We start from the raw sequence: 20,170 nt of genomic DNA on the forward strand, positions 1-20,170 counted from the left end.
ATGGGCTGAGTGACCTCAGTTGGTGCCGATGCGGGCCAGCAGATCCACGATCCGGTCCTGCACCTCGGTGCTGGTCGAGCGTTCCGCCAGGAACAGGACCGTCTCACCCGAGACCAGCCGCGGCAGATCGGCGGGGTCCACGGCGGCGGTGTAGACGACGAGGGGGGTGCGGTTGAGCAGGTTGTTCGCGCGCAGCCAGTCGACGACCCCGGCCTGGGGGCGGTGCACCTGCATCAGGTCCATCACCACCAGGTTCGGCCGCATCTGCGCGGCCAGGGTGACCGCGTCCGCGTCCGACGCGGCCCGCGCGACCTGCATACCGCGCCGCTCCAGCGTGGCCGTCAGGGCGAGGGCGATCTCCGCGTGCTCCTCGATGAGCAGCACGCGCGGCGGGTGCTGCTCGGAGTCGCGCGGGGCCAGCGCCTTCAGCAGGACGGCCGGGTCGGCGCCGTACGCCGCCTCCCGTGTCGCCTGCCCGAGGCCGGCCGTGACCATGACGGGGACCTCCGCGGCCACCGCGGCCTGGCGCAGCGACTGGAGCGCGGTGCGCGTGATCGGGCCGGTGAGCGGGTCGACGAAGAGCGCTGCCGGGAACGCGGCGATCTGCGCGTCGACCTCCTCACGGGAGTTGACGACGACGGGCCGGTAGCCGCGGTCGCTGAGCGCCTGCTGGGTCGTCACGTCCGGCGCGGGCCACACGAGCAGCCGGCGCGGGTTGTCGAGCGGCTCCGGGGGCAGCTCGTCGTCCATCGGCTGCAGCTGAGGCTGGTCGGCGATCTCCACGGCACCGCCGGGCCCGTCGAGCGGCTCGGGACCTTCGTCGGCGTTCTCGTCCGGGGCCCCTATGGCGTACGACCGTCCGGCGCCCTCGGTGGCCGGGGCCGGGCGTGACTGCCCGGCCAGGGACGGCTGGGGCGGGACCGGAGCCGACACGGGCTGTGGGTGCGGGCGGGCGGTCGCCTCCGGGCGCTCACCGGCCGGCTCGGGAGGCGTGCCGAGCTTGCGGCGGCGGCCGGAACCGTTGGATGCGTGTGGGGGAGGCGTCGGCGCCGTGGGGCGGGGCGGGACACCGGTCTGCGTCGCCTGCCGTGCGAAGGGCACCCCCTGACCGAGCGTGCGCACGCTGATCGGGCGGCCCTGTGTCGAGTGGGAGTGGACGGGGGCGGCCGACTCAGCGGGCAGCGGCTGGGCTGCGCGCGGCTGGGGCGTGCGCTGCTGCTCCGGCGGCAGCGGCGTGCCCGCGGACGGGGTGGTCCCCGGTGCCTGCGGCACGGGCGTGCCGGCGCCGGTGTCACCGGAACCGGGCCAGGCCTGGGGCTGTTGCTGAGCCCGGTGCGGGGGTACCGGAGTGCCGGGAGCGGGCTGGGAGACCTGCGGGGGCACGGTGGTGCCCGGGGCGGGCCGGGACGCCTGCGGGGGCACCGGGATGCCGGGGGCTGCCTGGTGGGGAGCCTGCGGAGGCACCGGGGCGCCGGCGGTCGGGGCGGCTGCCGTGGGCGCCGCGGCCGGCGTTGCCTGCGGGCCGGGCTGTGGCTGCGCCGCGGGCTGGGGCGCGACGGGGGGCCGACCCGGCTGTCCCGTGACGGGCTGGGCGGGCATGGCGGCGGGGACCGGCTGAGCCGGGGCCATGGGCTGCCCCGGGGCCACCACCGATCGGCCCGGCGCCATGGGTACGGACTGGACGGCGGGGCCGGGCCGGCCGGGCGCCGCCTGAGCCGGCAGCGGCGGCCCGTCGGGCACCGCCGGCCCGCCCTGCGCGGCCGGAGCGGTCGGCACTCCCTGGGCCGGAACGGGCTGCGGGCCCTCCTGCCCGGGAACGCCCCCGGCAGGGGCACCGGGCGTCATCTGCGCGGGCACGCCCTGAGGCGGTGTCCCGGTGGCGGAGGCGCCGTCCGGGGCCGGCTGCGGCTGTCCGGGCGCGGCGGCCGGGCGGGCGCGGCGGCGGCCCGTGGGCGCGGACACCGGGTGCGGCTGCGGCGGCGTGTGCTCCTCGGCGGCATCGTGCGGAACGGCGTCATGGCGGCCCTCGTCGGCCGTGCTCTGCTCCGGCGTGCGGTCCGCCTCGGCGGGCGGCAGCGCGAACACCGTACGGGGAGCGGCTTCCGCGGCGGCGGCACGTTCGTTCGCGGCAGCCAGGGCACGCCGGCGGCGTCCGGTGGGCGCGGGGGCCTCGCCGGGGGAGGAGGTACCGGAGGCGGCGGGCAGCGCGGGCGGCAGCGCCTGCTGCTCGGTGTCCCGGCGGGCGCGGCGACCCGAGGGCGCGGGCACGCCCTGCGGCGGCACGGTTCCGCCGAGTCCGGTGGCCGCGGCGGGGGCTCCTGCGGCGTGCTCGGCGGCGGTCACCACCGAGCCCTCGGCCACGTCCTCGGCGAGGTTCGGCCGGCCGCGCCGGCGTCCCGTGCCTCCGGCGGCTTCGGCACCGTCGCCACCGGTCGCCTGCGTCGGAACCGCTGCCTCGGCGGCGGGTTCCTGCGCCGCACGTCGCCGACGCCGCCCGGTGGGCGCCGCGGTCGTCTCGGACGGAGCGGGGGCGGAGTCGCCGACCTCGCTCTCCAGGAACGCGTCCACGGACGACCGGCGAGCGCGCCGTCGGCCGCCGCCCTGCGGCTCACCCTGTTCGGGCAGCGCGAGCTCGGTCCCGTGCCCCTCCGCCGGGGTGTCGGCCGCGAGCTCAGCCGGGGCCGCCGCGACCGCGCCCGCGCCGCCACCGAGCGGCACTTCGAGCACGTACGCGCTGCCGCTCATGCCCGGCACCTCGTGCGTCTGCAGCACACCGCCGTGCGCGCGCACGATGCCGCCGACGATCGGCTGGTGCACCGCGTCTCCCCCGGCGTACGGGCCGCGCACCTCGATCCGTGCGACCTCGCCGCGCTGCGCGGCAGCCACGACGACGGTGTTGTCCATGTAACCGCCCGCCGAGACCGGCGCGTTGCCCGTCGAGTCGACGCCCGCCACGTCCGCGATCAGATGCGCGAGCGCCTGCGCGAGCCGCTGCGGGTCGACCTCGGCCTCGATGGGCGGAGCGTGCACCGCGAACTGGACCCGGCCCGGCCCGATCAGCTCGACGGCGCCGTCGACACCGGCGGCGACCACCGCGTCGAGCATGACGGCCGTCCGGACGAGGTCGTCGTCGCCGGCGTCGAGCCGCTGGTAGCCGAGGACGTTGTCGATGAGCGTGGTGATGCGCGAGTAACCGGCCGCGAGGTGGTGGAGCACCTGGTTGGCCTCCGGCCACAGCTGGCCGGCGTCGTCAGCGGCGAGCTTGGACAGTTCACCGCGCAGTTCGTCGAGGGGGCCGCGCAGCGACTGGCCGAGCACCGCGAGCAGTTGGTCGTGCCGGGCGGTCAGCGCCTCGTAGCGGTCCTTCTCGCGCTCGGCGAGGGCGGCGTAGCGCTCCTCCCCGGCCGCGATCTCCTCGGCGTGCCGCTCGCGCAACTCGGCGAGCTCGGCGGCATGCTCCCCGCGCAGCCGCTCCAGCTCCTCCCGGTGCTCCTCGGCGACCCGCTCCAGCTCCTCCCGGTGCTGCTTGGCGGCCTCGTCCTTCTCCGCGACGAGCGCGTCGAACGGGCGCCGGTCGGTGAACGTCATCACGGCGCCGACGATCTGGTCGCCGTCGCGCACCGGCGAGGTCGTCAGGTCGACCGGCACCTTGTCCCCGGGCTTCGACCACAGCACCTGCCCGCGCACCCGGTGCTTGCGCCCGGAGCGCAGGGTGTCGTACAGCGGTGACTCGGTGTACGGGAAGGGGGAGCCGTCGTCGCGGGAGTGCAGGACGAGGGTGTGCAGCTCCTTGCCGCCGAGGTCGCTGGCCCGGTACCCGAGGATCTGGGCGGCGGCCGGGTTGACGAGGACGATCCGTCCGTCGGTGTCCGTGCCCACCACGCCCTCGGCCGCGGCGCGCAGGATCATCTCGGTCTGCCGCTGCGAGCGGGCGAGTTCGGCCTCGGTGTCGACGGTGCCGGACAGGTCGCGGACGACGAGCATCAGCAGTTCGTCGCCGGTGTAGCCGTAGCCGTCGTAGGCCTGCCGGCCGTCCTCCAGGTTGGCGCTCGTGACCTCGACGGGGAACTCGGTGCCGTCCGTGCGCCGGGCGATCATCCGGGTCGGCTTGGTCTGTCCGCGCGGGTCGAGGGAGTCGGGGCGCCGCATGGAGCCGGGGATCAGCCGAGAGTCGAACTGGGGGAGCAGATCGAGCAGCCCGCGCCCGACGAGCGCGGTCCCGGGTGTCTCGAAGGCCTCCAGGGCGATGGTGTTGGCGTTGACGACCGTGCCGTTGGCGTTGACCAGCACCAATGCGTCGGGGAGCGCGTCCAGTATGGCAGCGAGGCGAGCAGCGCCTCGGGATGGCCTGCTGCTCACGAGACGCTTCCTCCCTGTTACCGCACCTTGCTGACCGCGAGGGCCATCTTGCCAACCGGCCCGCAGCGTGTCACGCGAGGGAGTCTACGGGCAGTCCTGGCGCCCGCGGCGCCGGATGAGAGGGAGGTCGCACGCGGAACTGACGCAGAACCTGTGACCGCGCAGGTGGCCGTGCACGGGGGGCCCGGCGCCGTCACTCGCTACGAACGAACGTCCGGCAGCAGCGGCACCAGCGCGTCCCAGCGGGCGATCCGGCACCCGTTCCTGCGGTCGAACCACGCGTCGACCGGCCTCCCGGCCCACCTCCCGGTGACGTGCGCGGTGGCGGGTCCGCCGTACTGGAGGGTGCAGTGCCTGTCCGGCGGCACCGGGGCGAACGGGTCCCGCCCCCAGACGGTCCGTCGCTCGAGCACGGCGCACGCGCGGCCGGCGGCGGGGTGGGTGCCGCCTGCCGGATGGCACCGCAACACGTAGATCCCGTCGGCGCCCCCGGTGTTGTGGACGGTGACGAGGAGCCGGTCACCCTGAGGAGCCGAGCGCTGACCGTGCGCGTACGCGGGATCGACCGCGGCGGTGAGAGGCAGAAGCGCGAGGGCCCCGAGGAGGAGAGGGCGGTGGCGAAGGCGGAAGTGGTCCATGGCCTGCCTAACGGCAGCGGAGTGGAGCGGTTGCGGAGCGTGCCGGCGGATGCCACGAAGGGTCACGTCAGGCGCATCGGCGACGCCCATGGGCCCTGGTGGCGGGCGATACGACCCAATGGGGCCTGATGCGGCCCAGTGCTTTGCCCTGCGGGCTTTCCGCCTAGTACCGTGGGAGCCGATTGGTGACACCCCGCTCGGCTGTGTCATCATCTGCACGCACCACTCGCGCTCGCGTGTGAGCGGTTGTGCTGGAGGCGTCGCCTAGTCCGGTCTATGGCGCCGCACTGCTAATGCGGTTTGGGCCTTAAAGCCCATCGAGGGTTCAAATCCCTCCGCCTCCGCGCTAGATCACCGAAGCCCCGGTCCCCGCGACCGGGGCTTCGCTGTTTCTGGGACAGGCGCCGGGAGCCGCTCCCGACGCCCGTCCCGCAGCCGCCCCGGGATCCACCCGGCAGCGCGTTTCTGCAGGTCACAAGGGGTAGGGCAAACGGATTTCACATGGCGGCGGCAGTCATGTAATGTTCTTCCTGTCGCCGCGGGCGGGCCGGAAGGGCCGGGAGCGGAGACGAAAACAGAACAAGCACTCGTAGCTTAACGGATAGAGCATCTGACTACGGATCAGAAGGTTGCAGGTTCGAATCCTGCCGAGTGCGCACAGGTCAGAGGCCCCCTGGGATGATCCCAGGGGGCCTCTGGCGTCGACGCGGACGGAAACGCTGATCACTCCTCGGTGTCCGGCTCCGACTCGCCGGCTGATGAGGTCCTCTGGAGTGATCCACAGCGCCTCTGACTTTTCCGATCATCGGACGGCAGGGCCCCATGAAGATTGTCGTGTCCAGTGTGCCCCGAGGCACCGGCTCGTCCGCATGGCTGCACCGGTCAGCGCGCCGCGTGGGGACAATAATCCTCCTTGGGTTTACTGACGGTACGTCAGAAACGCGGCTACAGGCGGCCGTGTCCCTCGGGAGGTTCGATGCATCACAAGTACGGTGGTGGGGCAAGGGCGCTCGGCCTGCTCGGCCGGGCGCCGGCCGCGACGCTTGCCGTGGGTCTGGCGCTCGGTGTCGTGGGGATGACGGGGCAGGAGGCGTCCGCGCAGAGTCCGTGCGGGACCAACGGGGTCTTCAGTAGCGGGCCGCCGCCCACCTGTACGTACACCACCACCGGTGAAGACACGTTCACCGTGCCCTCCGGAGTGACCAGCATCCATGTGGTCACCGACGGTGCAGCCGGTGCCACCTCGAGCGGCGCCGGAGGCGCGGGCGCACAGGTGACGGCCGACGTCCCGGTCACCCCCGGCAGCACGCTGTACGTCGAGGTCGGAGTGGGCGGAGGCCCCGGTGGTACCACCCACGGTGGGGCGGGCGGCGGCGAGTCCGACCTCCGCACGTGCTCAGCGACCTCGTCCGGCTGCATGCTGACCGGTGATTCGGCGGACCCGCGCTGGCTGGTGGGTGCAGGCGGCGGGGGTGGTGGTGGAGGCGGCCTCTCCCTGAGCGGTGGCGCCGGTGGTGTCGGGCTCGCCTACTGCAATCCCGGCACTGATGGCACCGGGGCCGCCGGTGCCGGGCCGGGCACCGGTGGAACGTGCACGTCCGGAGGAACGGGCGGCGGGGGCTCAGTCGGCCCCCAATCCAACGGTGGGAGCGGAACACCGGGTGTCGGTGGCAGCGGTGGCAGCTACCCGTTCGGGGCCGGTGGCGGCGGAGGCGGTGCCGGTTTTTGGGGCGGGGGCGGCGGCGCTACGGGGAGCAACGCCGGTGCCGGCGGGGGCGGCGGCTCCAGTTTCGCCTTCGCAAGCGCCAGCAACGTCTCCACCGTCGCCAACCCCACCGGTACTCCCTCGGTGACCATCAGCTACACGTCCCCGCCGAGCATCGTCACCACACCCTCCAGGACTAGGCTCCGGGTCGGCACCACGGTCGTCGACCACGCGACGGTGACCGGGAACGCCCAGGAAGGCAACCCTGCGGCGTCCGGTGCGACGGTGACCTTCTTCGTCTGCGGTCCGCCGGCCACGAGCTGCACGAGCGGCGGCACCGCGGTGGACGGCCCACGACCGCTGACCGCCACGTTGTCGACCACCGCCACCGCGACGTCCCCGCCGTTCCGGCCGACTGTCGCAGGGACCTACTGCTGGCGCGCGGAGTACTCGGGCAACCCGAACTACGCCGCCGTGTCGGCGGACGGCAGCAGCGAGTGCTTCACCGTGAGGGCCAAAGGCGGCGGGGGCGGCTGGCACTGGCACGACCACCACTGGTACGACAACCTCAGTCATCCTCATCGGTGACGACCCCGGCCGACGGGACCAGCCCTCGCAGCCGTAAGTGACAGGCAACTTTTGCCAATGGTGACTTGACCAGCAGAAAGCACCCGACGCCCTGACATCGACACCTGACATCAACAACCACATACACCGATGCACGATCACGGATGTGCGTTGGTCCGCGCTGGTGGATCACCAGCGTGAAAATGCAGGTGCGCGGAAGCTGTGCGCAACGTGCACGCGCCTACGGATCAGAAGGTTGCAGGTTCGAATCCTGCCGAGTGCGCACAGATCGGAAGCCCTCCGGGATCATCCCGGAGGGCTTCTGACGTCAGTCAATGACATCGACGGGTCGGAACCAGCCCTCAGGCCGACCGGATGCCCGGTGGCGTGTCCCCGGCCGGGCATCCAAGTCCCGGTGCCGTCGGGGCCGTTGACAGTCCTCGTATGGTGGAAACGCAGAACGCACCCCGGTCCCGAGGACCGGGTCACCCGAGCGGGGGGAGAAAGGTGCGTGCCCGGTGATCGTCGGGCTTCTGTCTGCGGTTGGCGTCGCCCTCTATGCGGTGACGGCCTCGGTTCTCGCCCTGACCGCGACCTTCGCGCGTCGTGAGGTGGTGAGGCGCGAGGCGCGCACCACTTTGGCCGTTCTCGTGGCTGCCCGGAGGGGGGAAGCGGTGCCGGGGGATCCGCGGAGTCCGGGACGGTAGGAGGCGGCGCGGCGACACGGGCGGCGATCGCGGCCCCACAACGCGCCGTGATCCTTCTGGCCGCGTTGTCAGTGGTGGCGCCTACTCTCGGCAGTGATGACTCAGGTGTGGAGATGTGCGGGGCTGCGGTGGGGTGAGGGCGGCCCCGTGCTGGCATGGGAAGGGGGGCGGCACAGTGCGCTGGAGCGGGGGAAGCGGGTGGCCTTCGCGGTGGTCGCGGGGGGTGTGCGCCGGTGTGTGGGGGCACGGGGGCATGGGTGTGCGGCGCGGGCCGTGGTGCCCGGGCGGAGTACGGGCGGGCGGTGTGAGGAGTGCGCCCGCCTCGACCGGGCCCGTTCCGTCGCCGCTGATACCTTCGCCGACGATCCGCGGCCGTACCGCGTCTATCTCGCCTGGTTCGGGCCCGGCATGGTCAAGGTCGGGATCACCGCGGCCGAGCGGGGCTCCGCGCGGTTGCTGGAGCAGGGTGCCGTCTGTTTCAGCTGGCTGGGGTGCGGGCCGCTGATGGCGGCGCGGCGCGCGGAGGAGCTGCTGCGGGCCGCCCTCCGGGTGCCCGACCGGATCCCGTACGCCGACAAGCGGGCGGTGCGGGCCGTGTTGCCGCCGACCGGGGAGCGAGTCGCCGAACTGGAGGAGTTGCACTCCCGGGCCGTTGCGCTGGGCGGCTGGCCGGAGTCGCTGGAGCGGGCGCCGTTCCTGGCCGTCGACCACGGCGGGGTGTTCGGGCTGGAGGGGCTGCCGCCCATGGACAGCGTGGTGAGCGAGCTGGTGGCGGGCACAGGGGTGAGCGGCGATGTGCTGGCGGCCGCCGGGCCTGATCTTCACCTCGCCACCGGGCGCGGGGTCCTGGTGCTGGATACACGACTGATGACGGGGTGGGAGCTGACGGGCGCCGAGCGGGACGAGGTGACCGTGCCGGTGCGGGAGGTGGGGGAGACGGGGGTGCAGGACGGGCTGTTCTGACAGCCGTTCCCTTGTTGGCGAAAGCCTGCCCTTCACTTCGGTCCCGTTCGGGTCCCGTTCGGAAAGGGGCTGGACGTGCGTGCCGCCGTGACCGATCGTGGCGACATGAGCGATCACCGCGTTGCGCCTGTCACCGCCCATGAACCCCCCTACTACGCCGTCGTCTTCACCTCCGTGCGGACCGAGGACGACGAGGGGTACGGCGAGACCGCCGAGCGGATGGAAGAACTCGTCCGAGAGGTCCCCGGGTTCCTCGGGATGGACCAGGCCCGGACCCCGGGCGGCCTGTCGATCACGGTCGGGTACTTCCGGGACCTGGCCGCCATCGAGGAGTGGCGGAGCAACCTGCAGCACCGCGCCGCCCAGAAGCGCGGGCGCGCCCAGTGGTACGAGGCGTACACCCTGCACGTCGCCAAGGTCGAGCGCAGCCATACGTCCGAGCGGGATCCGGCGCGTGAGTGAGCGGGACGGGTCGCCCCGGGGCCGTCGTACTGTCGTCCTCTGATGCCGCGTCAAGGGATCTTCCCAGGAGTTCCCTGAGAGGTGCCTGTGCGCTTCTCAGGAAAATCACAGATTCGTGAAAGGGCGCTCTCAGAGGATCCCGACAAGGTGTCCACCATGACCACGACCTCGCCCCAGGGGCGCACCGAACTGCTGAGGCCGGACGGGAGCCCCGTCCGAGTGCTGGTAGTGGACGACGAGCTGTCGATCACCGAACTGCTGTCCATGGCCCTTCGTTACGAAGGCTGGCAGATCCGCAGCGCGGGTGACGGACACGGCGCGATTCAGACAGTGCGTGACTTCCGGCCCGACGCCGTCGTGCTCGACATGATGCTCCCGGACATGGACGGCCTGACCGTCCTCGGCCGGCTGCGACGCGAACTGCCCGACGTGCCGGTTCTGTTCCTCACCGCCAAGGACGCCGTCGAGGACCGGATCGCGGGACTGACGGCCGGGGGCGACGACTACGTCACCAAGCCGTTCAGCCTGGAAGAGGTCGTGGCCCGGCTGCGCGGGCTGATCCGGCGGTCCGGCGCCGCCGACCGCCGCTCCGACTCCGTTCTGGTCGTCGGGGACCTCATGCTCGACGAGGACAGCCACGAGGTGTCCCGGGGCGGGGAGAACATCCACCTCACCGCCACCGAGTTCGAGCTGCTGCGTTTCCTGATGCGCAACCCGCGGCGCGTGCTCAGCAAGGCGCAGATCCTCGACCGCGTGTGGTCGTACGACTTCGGCGGCCAGGCCAACGTCGTGGAGCTGTACATCTCCTACCTGCGCAGGAAGATCGACGCGGGCCGCGAGCCGATGATCCACACTCGGCGCGGCGCCGGTTACATGATCAAGCCCGCGGCGTCATGAGCGGGCGACGACGGCCGCGTACGCAGAGGCGAGGACGACAGCCGCGCACGCTGCGGACGCGGCTCGTCGTCTCGGCGGTCAGTCTGATCGCGGTGGTGTGCGCCGTGATCGGCACCGTGACGACCATCGCGCTGGGGCAGCACCTGTACGGGGAGCTGGACGGGCAGGTGGCCGATGTCGGCCACGGCGTCTCGGGTCCGGTCGGGGGGAGCCTGCGAGGCCCCGGGAACGGTCATCCGGGCGGCCCGGACACCCCGAACGGCGACGCCGCGGGGACCTCCTCCGGCACTGCAACGGCGCAGGACAGGTTGGACGACTTCATCACCAAGGGACCGGCTCCATCCGACACCGTCGCCGCCCAGACGGACTCCACCGGTACCGTCACGAAGGCGGTCATCAAGAAAGAGGTCTCCTCCGCCAGCGCCGGCTTCGAGCGCATGAAGGCCGTCGAGCTGTCCCAGGCCCAGATCACAGCGCTCGCCTCCGTTCCCCGTGACGGCAAGGTGCACACCGTCACGCTCCCGGGGCTCGGGGACTACCGCGCCAAGTACGTCACCGGCGCCCACGGCACCTTCTACGTCGCCCTGCCCACCCCGACCGTCACCAACACCATCGACACCCTCGTCATCGTGGAGGTCAGCGTCACCGCCGCCGGCCTGGTCGCCGCCGGCATCGCCGGTTCCGTGCTCGTGGGGATCGCCCTGCGGCCCCTGCGCAAGGTCGCCGCGACCGCCACCCGTGTCTCCGAACTCCCGCTGCACACCGGTGAGGTGACCCTCGACGAGCGGGTCCCGGAGTCCGAGACCGATCCTTACACCGAGGTCGGGCAGGTCGGGGCCGCCCTCAACCGCATGCTCGACCACGTCCACGGCGCCCTGCACGCTCGGCAGCAGAGCGAGATGCGGGTACGGCAGTTCGTCGCGGACGCCAGTCACGAGCTGCGCACCCCGCTCGCCTCCATCCGCGGGTACGCCGAGCTGACCAGAAGGGGACGCGAGGAACAGGGACCCGACACCCGGCACGCCCTCGGCCGGATCGAGTCCGAGGCCGGGCGCATGACCCTCCTCGTCGAGGACCTGCTGCTGCTCGCCCGGCTGGATGCCGGCCGCCCGCTGCAGTTCGAGCAGACCGACCTCGTCCCGCTCGTCGTGGACACCATCAGCGACGCGCGCGCCGCGGGCCCCGACCACAACTGGCGGCTCGAACTGCCCGACGAGCCGGCGCTCGTGTCGGCGGATGCCGCACGACTGCAACAGGTGCTCGTCAACCTGCTCGCCAACGCCCGGACCCACACCCCGCCCGGTACGACCGTCACCGCACGCGTGCAGCGGCGCGGACCGTGGCTGTGCGTGGACGTCGAGGACGACGGGCAGGGCATCCCGCCCGATCTGCTGCCGCACGTCTTCGAACGGTTCGCGCGCGGTGACTCGGCGCGCTCCCGGGCCACCGGCTCCACCGGGCTCGGGCTCGCCATCGTGCAGGCCGTCGCGACCGCGCACGGCGGCGCCGTCATCGTCGACAGCGTTCCCGGGCGCACGGTGTTCACCCTGCATCTGCCGGCGCTGACCCCGCGCGTGTCCTCGCCGGCCCCCGAAACAGCCTGGCAACAGCACTCACAGGCACAGCACAGCGCCACCACACGGGTGCGACAGGGCGCTTGAGAAGAGTCGGTTCCATGCGAACCGACTCTTCTCCCGGCACCCTGCCGGCGCGGGAGCACCTCCCGGCCGCAGGAGCCGGTACGCCTGTCCTGGACGTAGTGATCCCCGTCTACGACGAGGAGAAGGACCTCCGGCCATGTGTGCTCAGACTGCACGAGCACCTCAAGCGCACGTTCCCGTACGCGTTCCGCATCACGATCGCGGACAACGCGTCCACGGACACCACCCCGCAGGTGGCGGCGCGGCTGGAGGAGCGGATCCCCGAGGTGAGGTCCTTCCGGCTGGAGCAGAAGGGCCGCGGCCGGGCGCTGCGGGCCGTCTGGTCCGCCTCCGACGCCCCGATCCTCGCCTACATGGACGTGGACCTGTCCACCGACCTCAACGCACTCCTCCCGCTGGTCGCGCCGCTGATCTCCGGTCACTCCGACCTGGCGATCGGGTCCCGGCTCGCCCGCAGCTCCCGGGTCGTGCGCGGCCCCAAGCGGGAGTTCATCAGCCGCGCCTACAACCTCATCCTGCGCGGTTCGCTGCAGGCCCGGTTCTCCGACGCGCAGTGCGGCTTCAAGGCGATCCGCCGTGATGTGGCCCAGGTGCTGCTGCCGCTGGTGGAGGACACCGGTTGGTTCTTCGACACCGAGATGCTGGTGCTCGCCGAGCGCGCCGGGCTGCGCATCCACGAGGTGCCGGTCGACTGGGTCGACGACCCGGACTCCACGGTGAACATCGTGAAGACCGCGACCGACGACCTCAAGGGGGTGTGGCGCATCGGCAAGGCGCTGGCCACCGGGTCGCTGCCGCTGGACCGGCTGACCCGGCCGTTCGGTGACGATCCGCGCGACCGCGACCTCAGAGACGTGCCGGGCGGCCTGGCCCGCCAGCTCGTCGGCTTCTGCGTGGTCGGCGGCCTGTCCACCCTGTTCTATCTGGTGCTCTACAGCGTCTTCCGGCAGTTCTCGGGCTCGCAGATCGCCAACGCGCTCGCCCTGCTGGTCTCGGCGGTCGCCAACACGGCGGCCAACCGCCGGCTCACCTTCGGCGTCCGCGGCAGGGGCGGCGCCGTCCGCCATCAGGCGCAGGGTCTGGTGGTGTTCGGCATCGGCCTCGCCCTGACCAGCGGCTCCCTCGCCGCCCTGAACGCGGCGACGAGCAGCCCGGCGCACTCCACCGAGCTGGCGGTGCTGATCGCCGCCAACCTCGCGGCGACCGTGCTGCGGTTCCTGCTCTTCAGGGCCTGGGTGTTCCCGGACCGCCGCGACGACACCCCGACGCCCCAGGCCGAGGCGCCCCACCAGCGTCACACCCAGGGGCCCGCGTACCAGCCGCTCCCGCCGCTGCCCCAACGCCACGCGGCACCGCAGTCCTCGTACGACACCGAGTACGACGCCATCCCCTTCCGCGCCGGTGCCGACGCGGACCGCACCCCCTTCAGGGACGCCACCATGCCGCTGCAGCCGGTGCGCCCGCAGGACACCGACCCGAGGGACTACCGATGACCACGCAGTACGGACAGCCGACCCATCAGGGTGGTGCGGCCCCCCACGCCTGGGGACCGCCGACCACTCCCCCGCAGGCACCCGCCACACCACCCGCTCCCGCCCCCGGAGCCGGTGAGCCCCAGCAGCCGCTCACGCGCAGACTCTGGCGCGGGCGGCCCGAGGACCCTCGCTGGGCGCGCCCCGCGTTCCTCGGCCTGCTGCTCGCCACCGGGCTGCTGTACCTGTACGACCTGAGCGCCTCCGGGTACGCCAACTCCTTCTACTCGGCGGCGGTCCAGGCCGGCAGCAAGTCCTGGAAGGCGTTCTTCTTCGGCTCGCTGGACGCGGGCAACGCCATCACCGTCGACAAGCCCCCGGCCTCCCTGTGGCCGATGGCCCTGTCGGTCAGGATCTTCGGCCTCAACTCGTGGGCGATCCTCGTCCCCGAGGTCGTCATGGGCGTCCTCACGGTCGCCGTGGTGTACGCGGCCGTCCGGCGCCGGTTCAGCCCGGCGGCCGGTCTGATCGCGGCCGCGGTGCTCGCGCTCACCCCGGTCGCGGCGCTGATGTTCCGGTTCAACAACCCGGACGCGCTGCTCGCGCTGCTGATGGCGCTCACCGTCTACTTCGTCGTCCGGGGCCTGGAGGACGGCCGCACCAAGTGGCTGGTGTGGGCGGGGGTCGCGGTCGGCTTCGCCTTCCTGACGAAGACCCTTCAGGCCTTCCTGATCCTTCCGGCGCTGGCGCTCGTGTACGGCGTCTGCGCCCCGGTGAAGTTGAGGAAGCGGCTACTGCAGCTGGGCCTCGCGACCGTCGCGCTGGTCGTCTCGGGCGGCTGGTGGGTCGCGATCGTGGAGCTGTGGCCCGCCTCGTCCCGCCCGTACATCGGCGGCTCGCAGAACAACTCCTTCCTGGAGCTGACCTTCGGCTACAACGGCCTCGGCCGCATCAACGGCGACGAGACCGGCAGCGTCGGCGGTGGTGGCGGCGGCGGTGGTGGCGGCAACGGCGGCCAGTGGGGCGCGACCGGCTGGGACCGGATGTTCAACTCCGAGATCGGCTCCCAGATCTCCTGGCTGCTCCCGGCGGCGCTGATCCTGCTCGTCGCTGGCCTGGTGCTCACCCGGAAGGCGGGGCGCACGGACCTGGTCCGCGGCTCGTTCCTCGCCTGGGGCGGCTCGCTGCTGATGACCGCCGTGATCTTCAGCTACATGGCGGGCATCTTCCACCAGTACTACACGGTGGCCCTTGCCCCCTACATCGCCGCCCTGGTCGGCATGGGCGTCACAGTCCTGTGGGAGGAGCGGTCGAGGACGTGGGCGTCGCTCACGCTCGCGGCCACCGCCACGGCGACCGCGGCCTGGGGGTACGTGCTCCTCAACCGCACCCCGGACTACCTGCCCTGGCTGAAGTGGCTCGTCCTCGTCGGCGGCCTGGTCGGCGCCCTGGGGCTCGTCTTCGTGGCCCGGCTCGGACGGCAGCTCGCGCTCGCCGCGGTGGGCCTCGGCTTCGTGGCCGCGCTCGCGGGTCCGACGGCGTACACCCTCACCACCGTGAACCAGGGCCACGCCGGGTCGATCGTCACGGCCGGTCCGGCGGGCGCGAGCAGCATGGGCTTCGGCGGTCGCGGCGGCCCGGGCGCCGGCGGTGTGCGAGGCGGCTTCGGCGGCGGTATGCCGGGCCGGAACCAGCAGCAGGGCAACGGCACCACGCAGGGCCAAAACGGTCAGCGGGGCTTCCCCGGCGGCGGCAACGGCACCGGCGGATTCCCGGGCGGCGGTGTGCCGGGCCGGAACCAGCAGCAGGGCAACGGCACCACGCAGGGCCAAAACGGTCAGCAGGGCTTCCCCGGCGGTGGGCGCATGGGTGACGGCGGTATGGGCGGTGGCGGCGGCATCGGCGGCCTGCTCAACGGCGCGAACGTCAGCTCCGCGGCCAAGGCGCTGCTGGAGAAGGACGCGAGCGACTACACCTGGGTGGCCGCGTCCATCGGCTCCCAGAACGCCGCCAGCTACCAGCTCGCCACCGGCGACCCGGTGATGGCGATCGGCGGGTTCAACGGCAGCGACCCGTCCCCGACGCCGGCCCAGTTCCAGAAGTACGTGGCGCAAGGAAAGATCCACTACTTCATCTCGGGCGGCGGCTTCGGCGGCGGAGGCAGCAACGGCGGCTCCAACGTCTCGTCGCAGATCAGTTCGTGGGTTCAGCAGAACTTCAAGAAGGTGACGGTCGGTTCGGCCACCTTCTACGACCTCACGCAGAAGACGAGCGGCGGCTCGAGCAGCGGCTGACGGTTCCCGCACCGAGCGGTGGGCCGGGCACCCATGCCCGGCCCACCGCCTTTGCGTCTTCTGTCTCACACAACTCACCGTGCGACGCGGCGGCGTTGCCGCGCGGGCGGAGCGGGAAGACTCGGGAGGTGGTGGTCGCCTGGGAACGGAATGTCGGGAAAGGTGTGCCATGGTGAAGGCAGCCCAGCGGACCAGCGTCTGGCTGGAGGGCAAGGCGCGCCGTGGCGGGCGCGGGAGCGGGCAGCCCTCCGGGCTGGACCGGGAGCGGATCACCGAGGCGACCGTACGGCTGCTGGACGCCGAGGGGCTCGCCAGGTTCTCCATGCGGCGGCTCGCCGCCGAGCTCGACGTGACGGCGATGTCCGTCTACTGGTACGTGGACACCAAGGACGACCTGCTGGAGCTGGCGCTGGACGCGGCCTTCGGGGAGGTGCGGCTGCCGGCCGGCGACACCGGCGAGGACTGGCGCGACCAGCTGCGGGACCTCGCCGCCGAGTACCGGGCGCTGTTGGTGCGCCATCCCTGGCTGTCGCCGCTCGCCGGGACCTTCCTCAACATCGGCCCGCACGCGGTCGCCTTCTCGCTCGCCGTGCAGCGGGTGATCCGGCTGACCGGGCTGCCGGCGCACGGCCGGATGGGCGCGATCTCGGCGGTCTTCCAGTTCGTGTACGGCTTCGGCACGATCGAGGGCCACTTCATCGCGCGCTGCGCGGCGGCAGGACTGAGCCAGGACGAGTACTTCCGCCACGCCATGAGCGCGGTGACCGAGAGCCCCGGTCTGAGCGAGGTCGTGCACCGGTCCGCGGACCTCGTGCAGGCCCGCGGCGGCGACACGGTGCAGGAGATGCGCGAGCGGGACTTCGCCTTCGCGCTTCAGACGCTCATCGCGGGGATCGAGGCGATGGTCGCCCGGGGATAGAGGTGTCCCCTGGCCCCGAGGGTCAGTCCGCGGGCTCTCAGTCCTCGGAGGAGACCAGGCGGGCCGGGAAGCCGCCCGTCGCCACCGGCCCCCAGCGCACCGGGGTGATCCGGATGATCGACTTGCCCTGCTTGACCATGGCCTCGCGGTACTCGTCCCAGTCCGGGTGCTCGCCCGCGATGTTGCGGTAGTACTCGACGAGTGGTTCGACGGAATCCGGTGTGTCGATGACCTCGGCCGTGCCGTCGATCTGGACCCAGGGCCCGTTCCAGTCGTCGCTGAGCACGATGACGCTGACCCGCTCGTCCCGCTTGGCGTTGCGGGTCTTGGCGCGCTCCGGGTACGTGGAGACGACGATCCGCCCCGAGTCGTCGACGCCGCAGGTCAGCGGCGACCCCTGGGGGCTGCCGTCGGCGCGGCGGGTCAGCAGGATCGCGCGGTGACGAGGGCGTACGAAGTCCAGCAACTCGTCCAGTGATACGTCGGTGTTGGTCGCGATGTTCGGTGCCATGCCCGCAGCCTAGAGGTCCCGGGCCGTGCCGAGGCTGACCCTGTCGTGCCTACGACCGCACGTCGGCTTCAGGACTCCAACGCCTCCGCCAGGCTGTCGTACACGGGCACGTCCCGCCGTACCCCGGTCAGCTCCAGGACGCGGCTCGGGACGCCGAGCGGTGCCGCCACCACCCGTACCCCGATCCGCGCGGGCAGCCGGCACCGTACGTCCTGGACGAGGCGGGCGCCCTGGGAGTCCATGAAGCCGGTGCGGGTGAAGTCCAGGATCAGTACGCTGAGCCGGGCGGCGCGCGCCGCGGCGAAGGACGTGATGGCGGCGCACAGCGTGGGGGAGTTGGACAGGTCGATCTCCTGGGGCAGGGCGATCAGGCTGCGGCCGGGCAGATCGCGCACCCGGCACGGGCTCGGGACATGGGTCATGGCACTCACCTGGCAGAGGTTCGTCCGGGCTCAGGGAGGCCGCTTCCTGACCTGCCGCCTCATTCCACCACTCCCGTGCGCCGCTCCGAAAGAGGGACCGCCGAGAGTCAACCGGGCGTCAATCGCCCGGCAGGAAGGAGATAAAGTTCTGTCCGTCCTGCGCTCGCAGTCGGGAATGTGCTGCGGAGCTCTCCTGCGCATGGCCGTTTGGCCGTGCACGCCGAAGAGGTTCGTGTGCCTGCGTCCGACTTTTCTGATTTGCCTGATTTTCCACGGGGTTTCGAGCTGGCCGAAGCGTTGACCGCGGCGGCTCGGCAACTGCACGACACGGCCACCCCTCACAGCACCATGAGCACCGCCGTCGGCCTCGCCGTGCGCCTGGTGCCGGGCGCCGAACACGCGGCCATCTCCGAGGCGGAGCGCGGCAGCCACTTCCGTACGCTCGCCTGGAGCGACGAGGTCGTCCGCACCGCCCACGACTCCCGGCCGGGCCGCGACCGTGCCCCGTACTGGGACCACTTGTGGCACGCGCCTGTCGTGCGCGTGGCGGACAGCGAGAGTGACGCGGGCGGCTCCGTGCCGGCGGGCCTGGGCCTGCGCTCGGCGCTCGCGCTGCGGCTGCGCGCGGACAAGCGACGCCTCACCGTGCTCACCGTGTACGCCCGCAAGCCGCACGCCTTCGACGACGCCGCGACGCGGATCGGCCGGCTGTTCACCGCACACGTCGGCCTCGCGCTGGACTCGGTGACAGTCCGCGAGCAGCTCACCGAGGCGATGCACACCCGGGACCTGATCGGCCAGGCCACCGGCATCCTCATGGAACGCCTGAACATGGACGCCACGGAGGCTTTCGACAGCCTGGTCCGCGCCTCGCAGCGGGAGAACGTCAAGCTGCGGGACCTCGCCCGCCGCATCGTCGATGCGAACCACACCACATGACGGCCAGGCGTTGATCGCCGAGACGGGGACAAAAGCATGACATGAGACCCGAGATGCCCTACCCGCTCGACCAGGCGATCGTGCGCAGCGGCGGTCTCGACACGCTGCTGCGGGACCTGACCGACCGTGCGGTCGAGGCCGTGCCCGGCTGCGCCGCCTGCAGCATCACCGTCCGCCGCGGCGACCGCCTGCTGACCCTCGCCGGCAGCGGAACCCTGCCCAGGGGCCTGGATCTGCGCCAGTACGAGAACGGCACCGGCCCCTGCGTCACGGCCGCCGAGACGGAGACCGAGCAGTACGCCTCCGACCTGGCCGTCGAGACCCGCTGGCCCACGTACACGCAGTACGCGCTGTCGGTCGGGGTGCGCTGCGTGCTCGCGGTGCCGCTCACCGTCGAGGGCGACACCGGCGCCGCACTGAACTTCTACGGCCTCGAGCCCGGCGTGCTCGGCCCGGCCCGTGACCAGGCCCGCGCCTTCGCGGCGCGGACCGCCGAGGCCGTCGACGTCGCCCTGCGCGTGGAACGCGAGCGCGCCGACGCCGCCGACGTGCGCACCGCGCTGCTCTCCCGCAGCGTCATCGACCAGGCGATCGGCATCCTGATGGCGCAGGAACGGGTCAGTGCCCGGATCGCCCTGGAGCACCTGCGCCGGATCTCCCAGCACACGAACACCAAGCTCCGCGACCTCGCCACCGATCTGGTGTCCCGGGTCTCGGGTGACGGCGGTCCGCCGTCACGCGGACGGTAGCGACTCGCCCTGCACCGCCTGGATGTCCAGCTCCACCTTCAGCGTGGTGCCGATGGCGGCGATGCCCGCCTGGACGATCTGGTTGTAGTTCATCGCGAAGTCCTCGCGGCGCAGTTCCGTGGTCGCGCGGAAAGCCGCACGGGTACCGCCCCACGGGTCGGAGCCGGTGCCCAGGTAGGCGAGGTCCAGATCCACCGGGCGGACCACCCCGTGCAGGGTCAGCTCGCCGTGGACCGTCCAGCGGTCCGCGCCCGCGGCCGCCAGGCCGGTCGAGCGGTAGGTGATCTCCGGGTACTTCTCGACGTCCAGGAAGTCGGCCGACCTCAGGTGGGTGTCGCGCATGCCGTTGCCCGTGTCGACGGACTCGGCGCGGATGACGGCCTCGACGCGGGACTTCTCCACCTCGTCCGGGGCGATCTCGATGCGCCCGGCGAAGTCCGTGAACCGCCCGTGCACGCTGGAGATCCCCAGGTGCTGCGCGACCGCGCCCACCGAGGAGTGCGCCGGGTCGATGGTCCACGGCCCGGGCGGGGGCAGTTCGGTGCCGCCCTGCCGGGCGAGCGTCACGGTGCCGACCTCGGCCCGCCCGCTCGCGGTGACGATCGCGCTGGAGGCGGCGGGGGCGTACCCGACCGCCGTGACGATCACGGTGTAGGCGCCGGGCGCCAGCTCGGTCGCGTCCCGGACGGCGCCCTCCGCGTCGGCCTCGGCGCGCAGGACCTGTGTCCCGGTCATGTCGGTCACGGTGACGACCGCGTGCGACACGGCCCATCCGTCTCGCGTACGGATCCGTGCGGTCAGTCCCATCGCGTGGTTCCCCTCTAAATCCCTTGAATCCTTGATAAATCCCCGTGGCGGCCGAAAAAAATCCGGCCCGCGGGGGCGCTTGTCGCTCACAGCGCGCC

At 72.4% G+C, this 20,170-nt stretch carries 15 protein-coding genes and 2 tRNA genes; 12 read left to right on the forward strand and 5 right to left on the reverse strand.

Annotation, left to right across the window (positions count from 1 at the left end; translation table 11 throughout):
* Nucleotides 1-15: 15 nt before the first annotated feature.
* Nucleotides 16-4,359 (reverse strand): PAS domain-containing protein, encoded by a 4,344-nt coding sequence (locus tag ACZ7L1_RS08240; RefSeq protein ID WP_471435264.1) that lies wholly within the window; start codon nt 4,357-4,359, stop codon nt 16-18.
* Nucleotides 4,360-4,559: 200 nt separating this feature from the next.
* Nucleotides 4,560-4,997: an SSI family serine proteinase inhibitor gene (locus tag ACZ7L1_RS08245; protein ID WP_471435266.1), complete on the reverse strand. Its 438-nt coding sequence runs from the start codon at nt 4,995-4,997 to the stop codon at nt 4,560-4,562.
* A 253-nt stretch (nt 4,998-5,250) separates the two neighbouring features.
* Here ACZ7L1_RS08245 and ACZ7L1_RS08250 point away from each other — a divergent pair.
* From ACZ7L1_RS08250 to ACZ7L1_RS08295, 10 genes are all read left to right on the forward strand, one after another.
* Nucleotides 5,251-5,341 (forward strand) — tRNA-Ser (locus tag ACZ7L1_RS08250).
* Between the two features lie 239 nt (nt 5,342-5,580).
* A tRNA-Arg gene (locus ACZ7L1_RS08255) sits at nt 5,581-5,653 on the forward strand.
* A gap of 320 nt (nt 5,654-5,973) precedes the next feature.
* Nucleotides 5,974-7,290: a hypothetical protein gene (locus tag ACZ7L1_RS08260; protein ID WP_471435268.1), complete on the forward strand. Its 1,317-nt coding sequence runs from the start codon at nt 5,974-5,976 to the stop codon at nt 7,288-7,290.
* Between the two features lie 782 nt (nt 7,291-8,072).
* Nucleotides 8,073-8,939 carry a DUF2797 domain-containing protein gene (locus tag ACZ7L1_RS08265; RefSeq protein WP_471435270.1) on the forward strand — a complete coding sequence of 289 codons (867 nt, stop codon included), beginning with the start codon at nt 8,073-8,075 and terminating at the stop codon, nt 8,937-8,939.
* 105 nt (nt 8,940-9,044) lie between these two features.
* On the forward strand, nt 9,045-9,401 hold the full coding sequence (locus ACZ7L1_RS08270; RefSeq protein WP_471435272.1) for an antibiotic biosynthesis monooxygenase family protein: 357 nt from the start codon (nt 9,045-9,047) through the stop codon (nt 9,399-9,401).
* Between the two features lie 156 nt (nt 9,402-9,557).
* Nucleotides 9,558-10,298, forward strand: coding sequence for a response regulator transcription factor (locus tag ACZ7L1_RS08275; protein WP_471435274.1), 741 nt, complete (start codon nt 9,558-9,560; stop codon nt 10,296-10,298).
* On the forward strand, nt 10,295-11,959 hold the full coding sequence (locus ACZ7L1_RS08280; RefSeq protein ID WP_471435275.1) for an ATP-binding protein: 1,665 nt from the start codon (nt 10,295-10,297) through the stop codon (nt 11,957-11,959). The genes ACZ7L1_RS08275 and ACZ7L1_RS08280 overlap by 4 nt, the downstream gene beginning before the upstream one ends.
* A 14-nt stretch (nt 11,960-11,973) precedes the next feature.
* Nucleotides 11,974-13,452 (forward strand): bifunctional glycosyltransferase family 2/GtrA family protein, encoded by a 1,479-nt coding sequence (locus tag ACZ7L1_RS08285; protein WP_471435277.1) that lies wholly within the window; start codon nt 11,974-11,976, stop codon nt 13,450-13,452.
* Complete coding sequence (locus ACZ7L1_RS08290) at nt 13,449-15,725, forward strand: glycosyltransferase family 39 protein (protein WP_471435279.1); 2,277 nt, start codon at nt 13,449-13,451, stop codon at nt 15,723-15,725. Before ACZ7L1_RS08285 ends, ACZ7L1_RS08290 begins: the two co-directional genes overlap by 4 nt.
* A 169-nt stretch (nt 15,726-15,894) precedes the next feature.
* Nucleotides 15,895-16,644: a TetR/AcrR family transcriptional regulator gene (locus ACZ7L1_RS08295; protein WP_471435281.1), complete on the forward strand. Its 750-nt coding sequence runs from the start codon at nt 15,895-15,897 to the stop codon at nt 16,642-16,644.
* A 37-nt stretch (nt 16,645-16,681) separates the two neighbouring features.
* Here the strand turns inward: ACZ7L1_RS08295 and ACZ7L1_RS08300 are convergent, their stop codons facing one another.
* Nucleotides 16,682-17,155 (reverse strand): PPOX class F420-dependent oxidoreductase, encoded by a 474-nt coding sequence (locus ACZ7L1_RS08300; RefSeq protein WP_103845549.1) that lies wholly within the window; start codon nt 17,153-17,155, stop codon nt 16,682-16,684.
* A 68-nt stretch (nt 17,156-17,223) separates the two neighbouring features.
* Nucleotides 17,224-17,577: an STAS domain-containing protein gene (locus ACZ7L1_RS08305; RefSeq protein ID WP_471435283.1), complete on the reverse strand. Its 354-nt coding sequence runs from the start codon at nt 17,575-17,577 to the stop codon at nt 17,224-17,226.
* A gap of 348 nt (nt 17,578-17,925) precedes the next feature.
* Here ACZ7L1_RS08305 and ACZ7L1_RS08310 point away from each other — a divergent pair, with 348 nt between their 5' ends.
* Both ACZ7L1_RS08310 and ACZ7L1_RS08315 read left to right on the forward strand, forming a co-directional pair.
* Complete coding sequence (locus tag ACZ7L1_RS08310; RefSeq protein WP_471435285.1) at nt 17,926-18,516, forward strand: GAF and ANTAR domain-containing protein; 591 nt, start codon at nt 17,926-17,928, stop codon at nt 18,514-18,516.
* Between the two features lie 41 nt (nt 18,517-18,557).
* Nucleotides 18,558-19,265: a GAF and ANTAR domain-containing protein gene (locus ACZ7L1_RS08315; RefSeq protein ID WP_471435286.1), complete on the forward strand. Its 708-nt coding sequence runs from the start codon at nt 18,558-18,560 to the stop codon at nt 19,263-19,265.
* Here ACZ7L1_RS08315 and ACZ7L1_RS08320 read toward each other — a convergent pair.
* Nucleotides 19,251-20,072 carry a YceI family protein gene (locus tag ACZ7L1_RS08320; RefSeq protein ID WP_471435288.1) on the reverse strand — a complete coding sequence of 274 codons (822 nt, stop codon included), beginning with the start codon at nt 20,070-20,072 and terminating at the stop codon, nt 19,251-19,253. The two genes, ACZ7L1_RS08315 and ACZ7L1_RS08320, sit on opposite strands and share 15 nt — an antisense overlap.
* Between the last annotated feature and the right edge of the window lie 98 nt (nt 20,073-20,170).

It is taken from the genome of Streptomyces sp. NPDC107546, assembly GCF_055639175.1.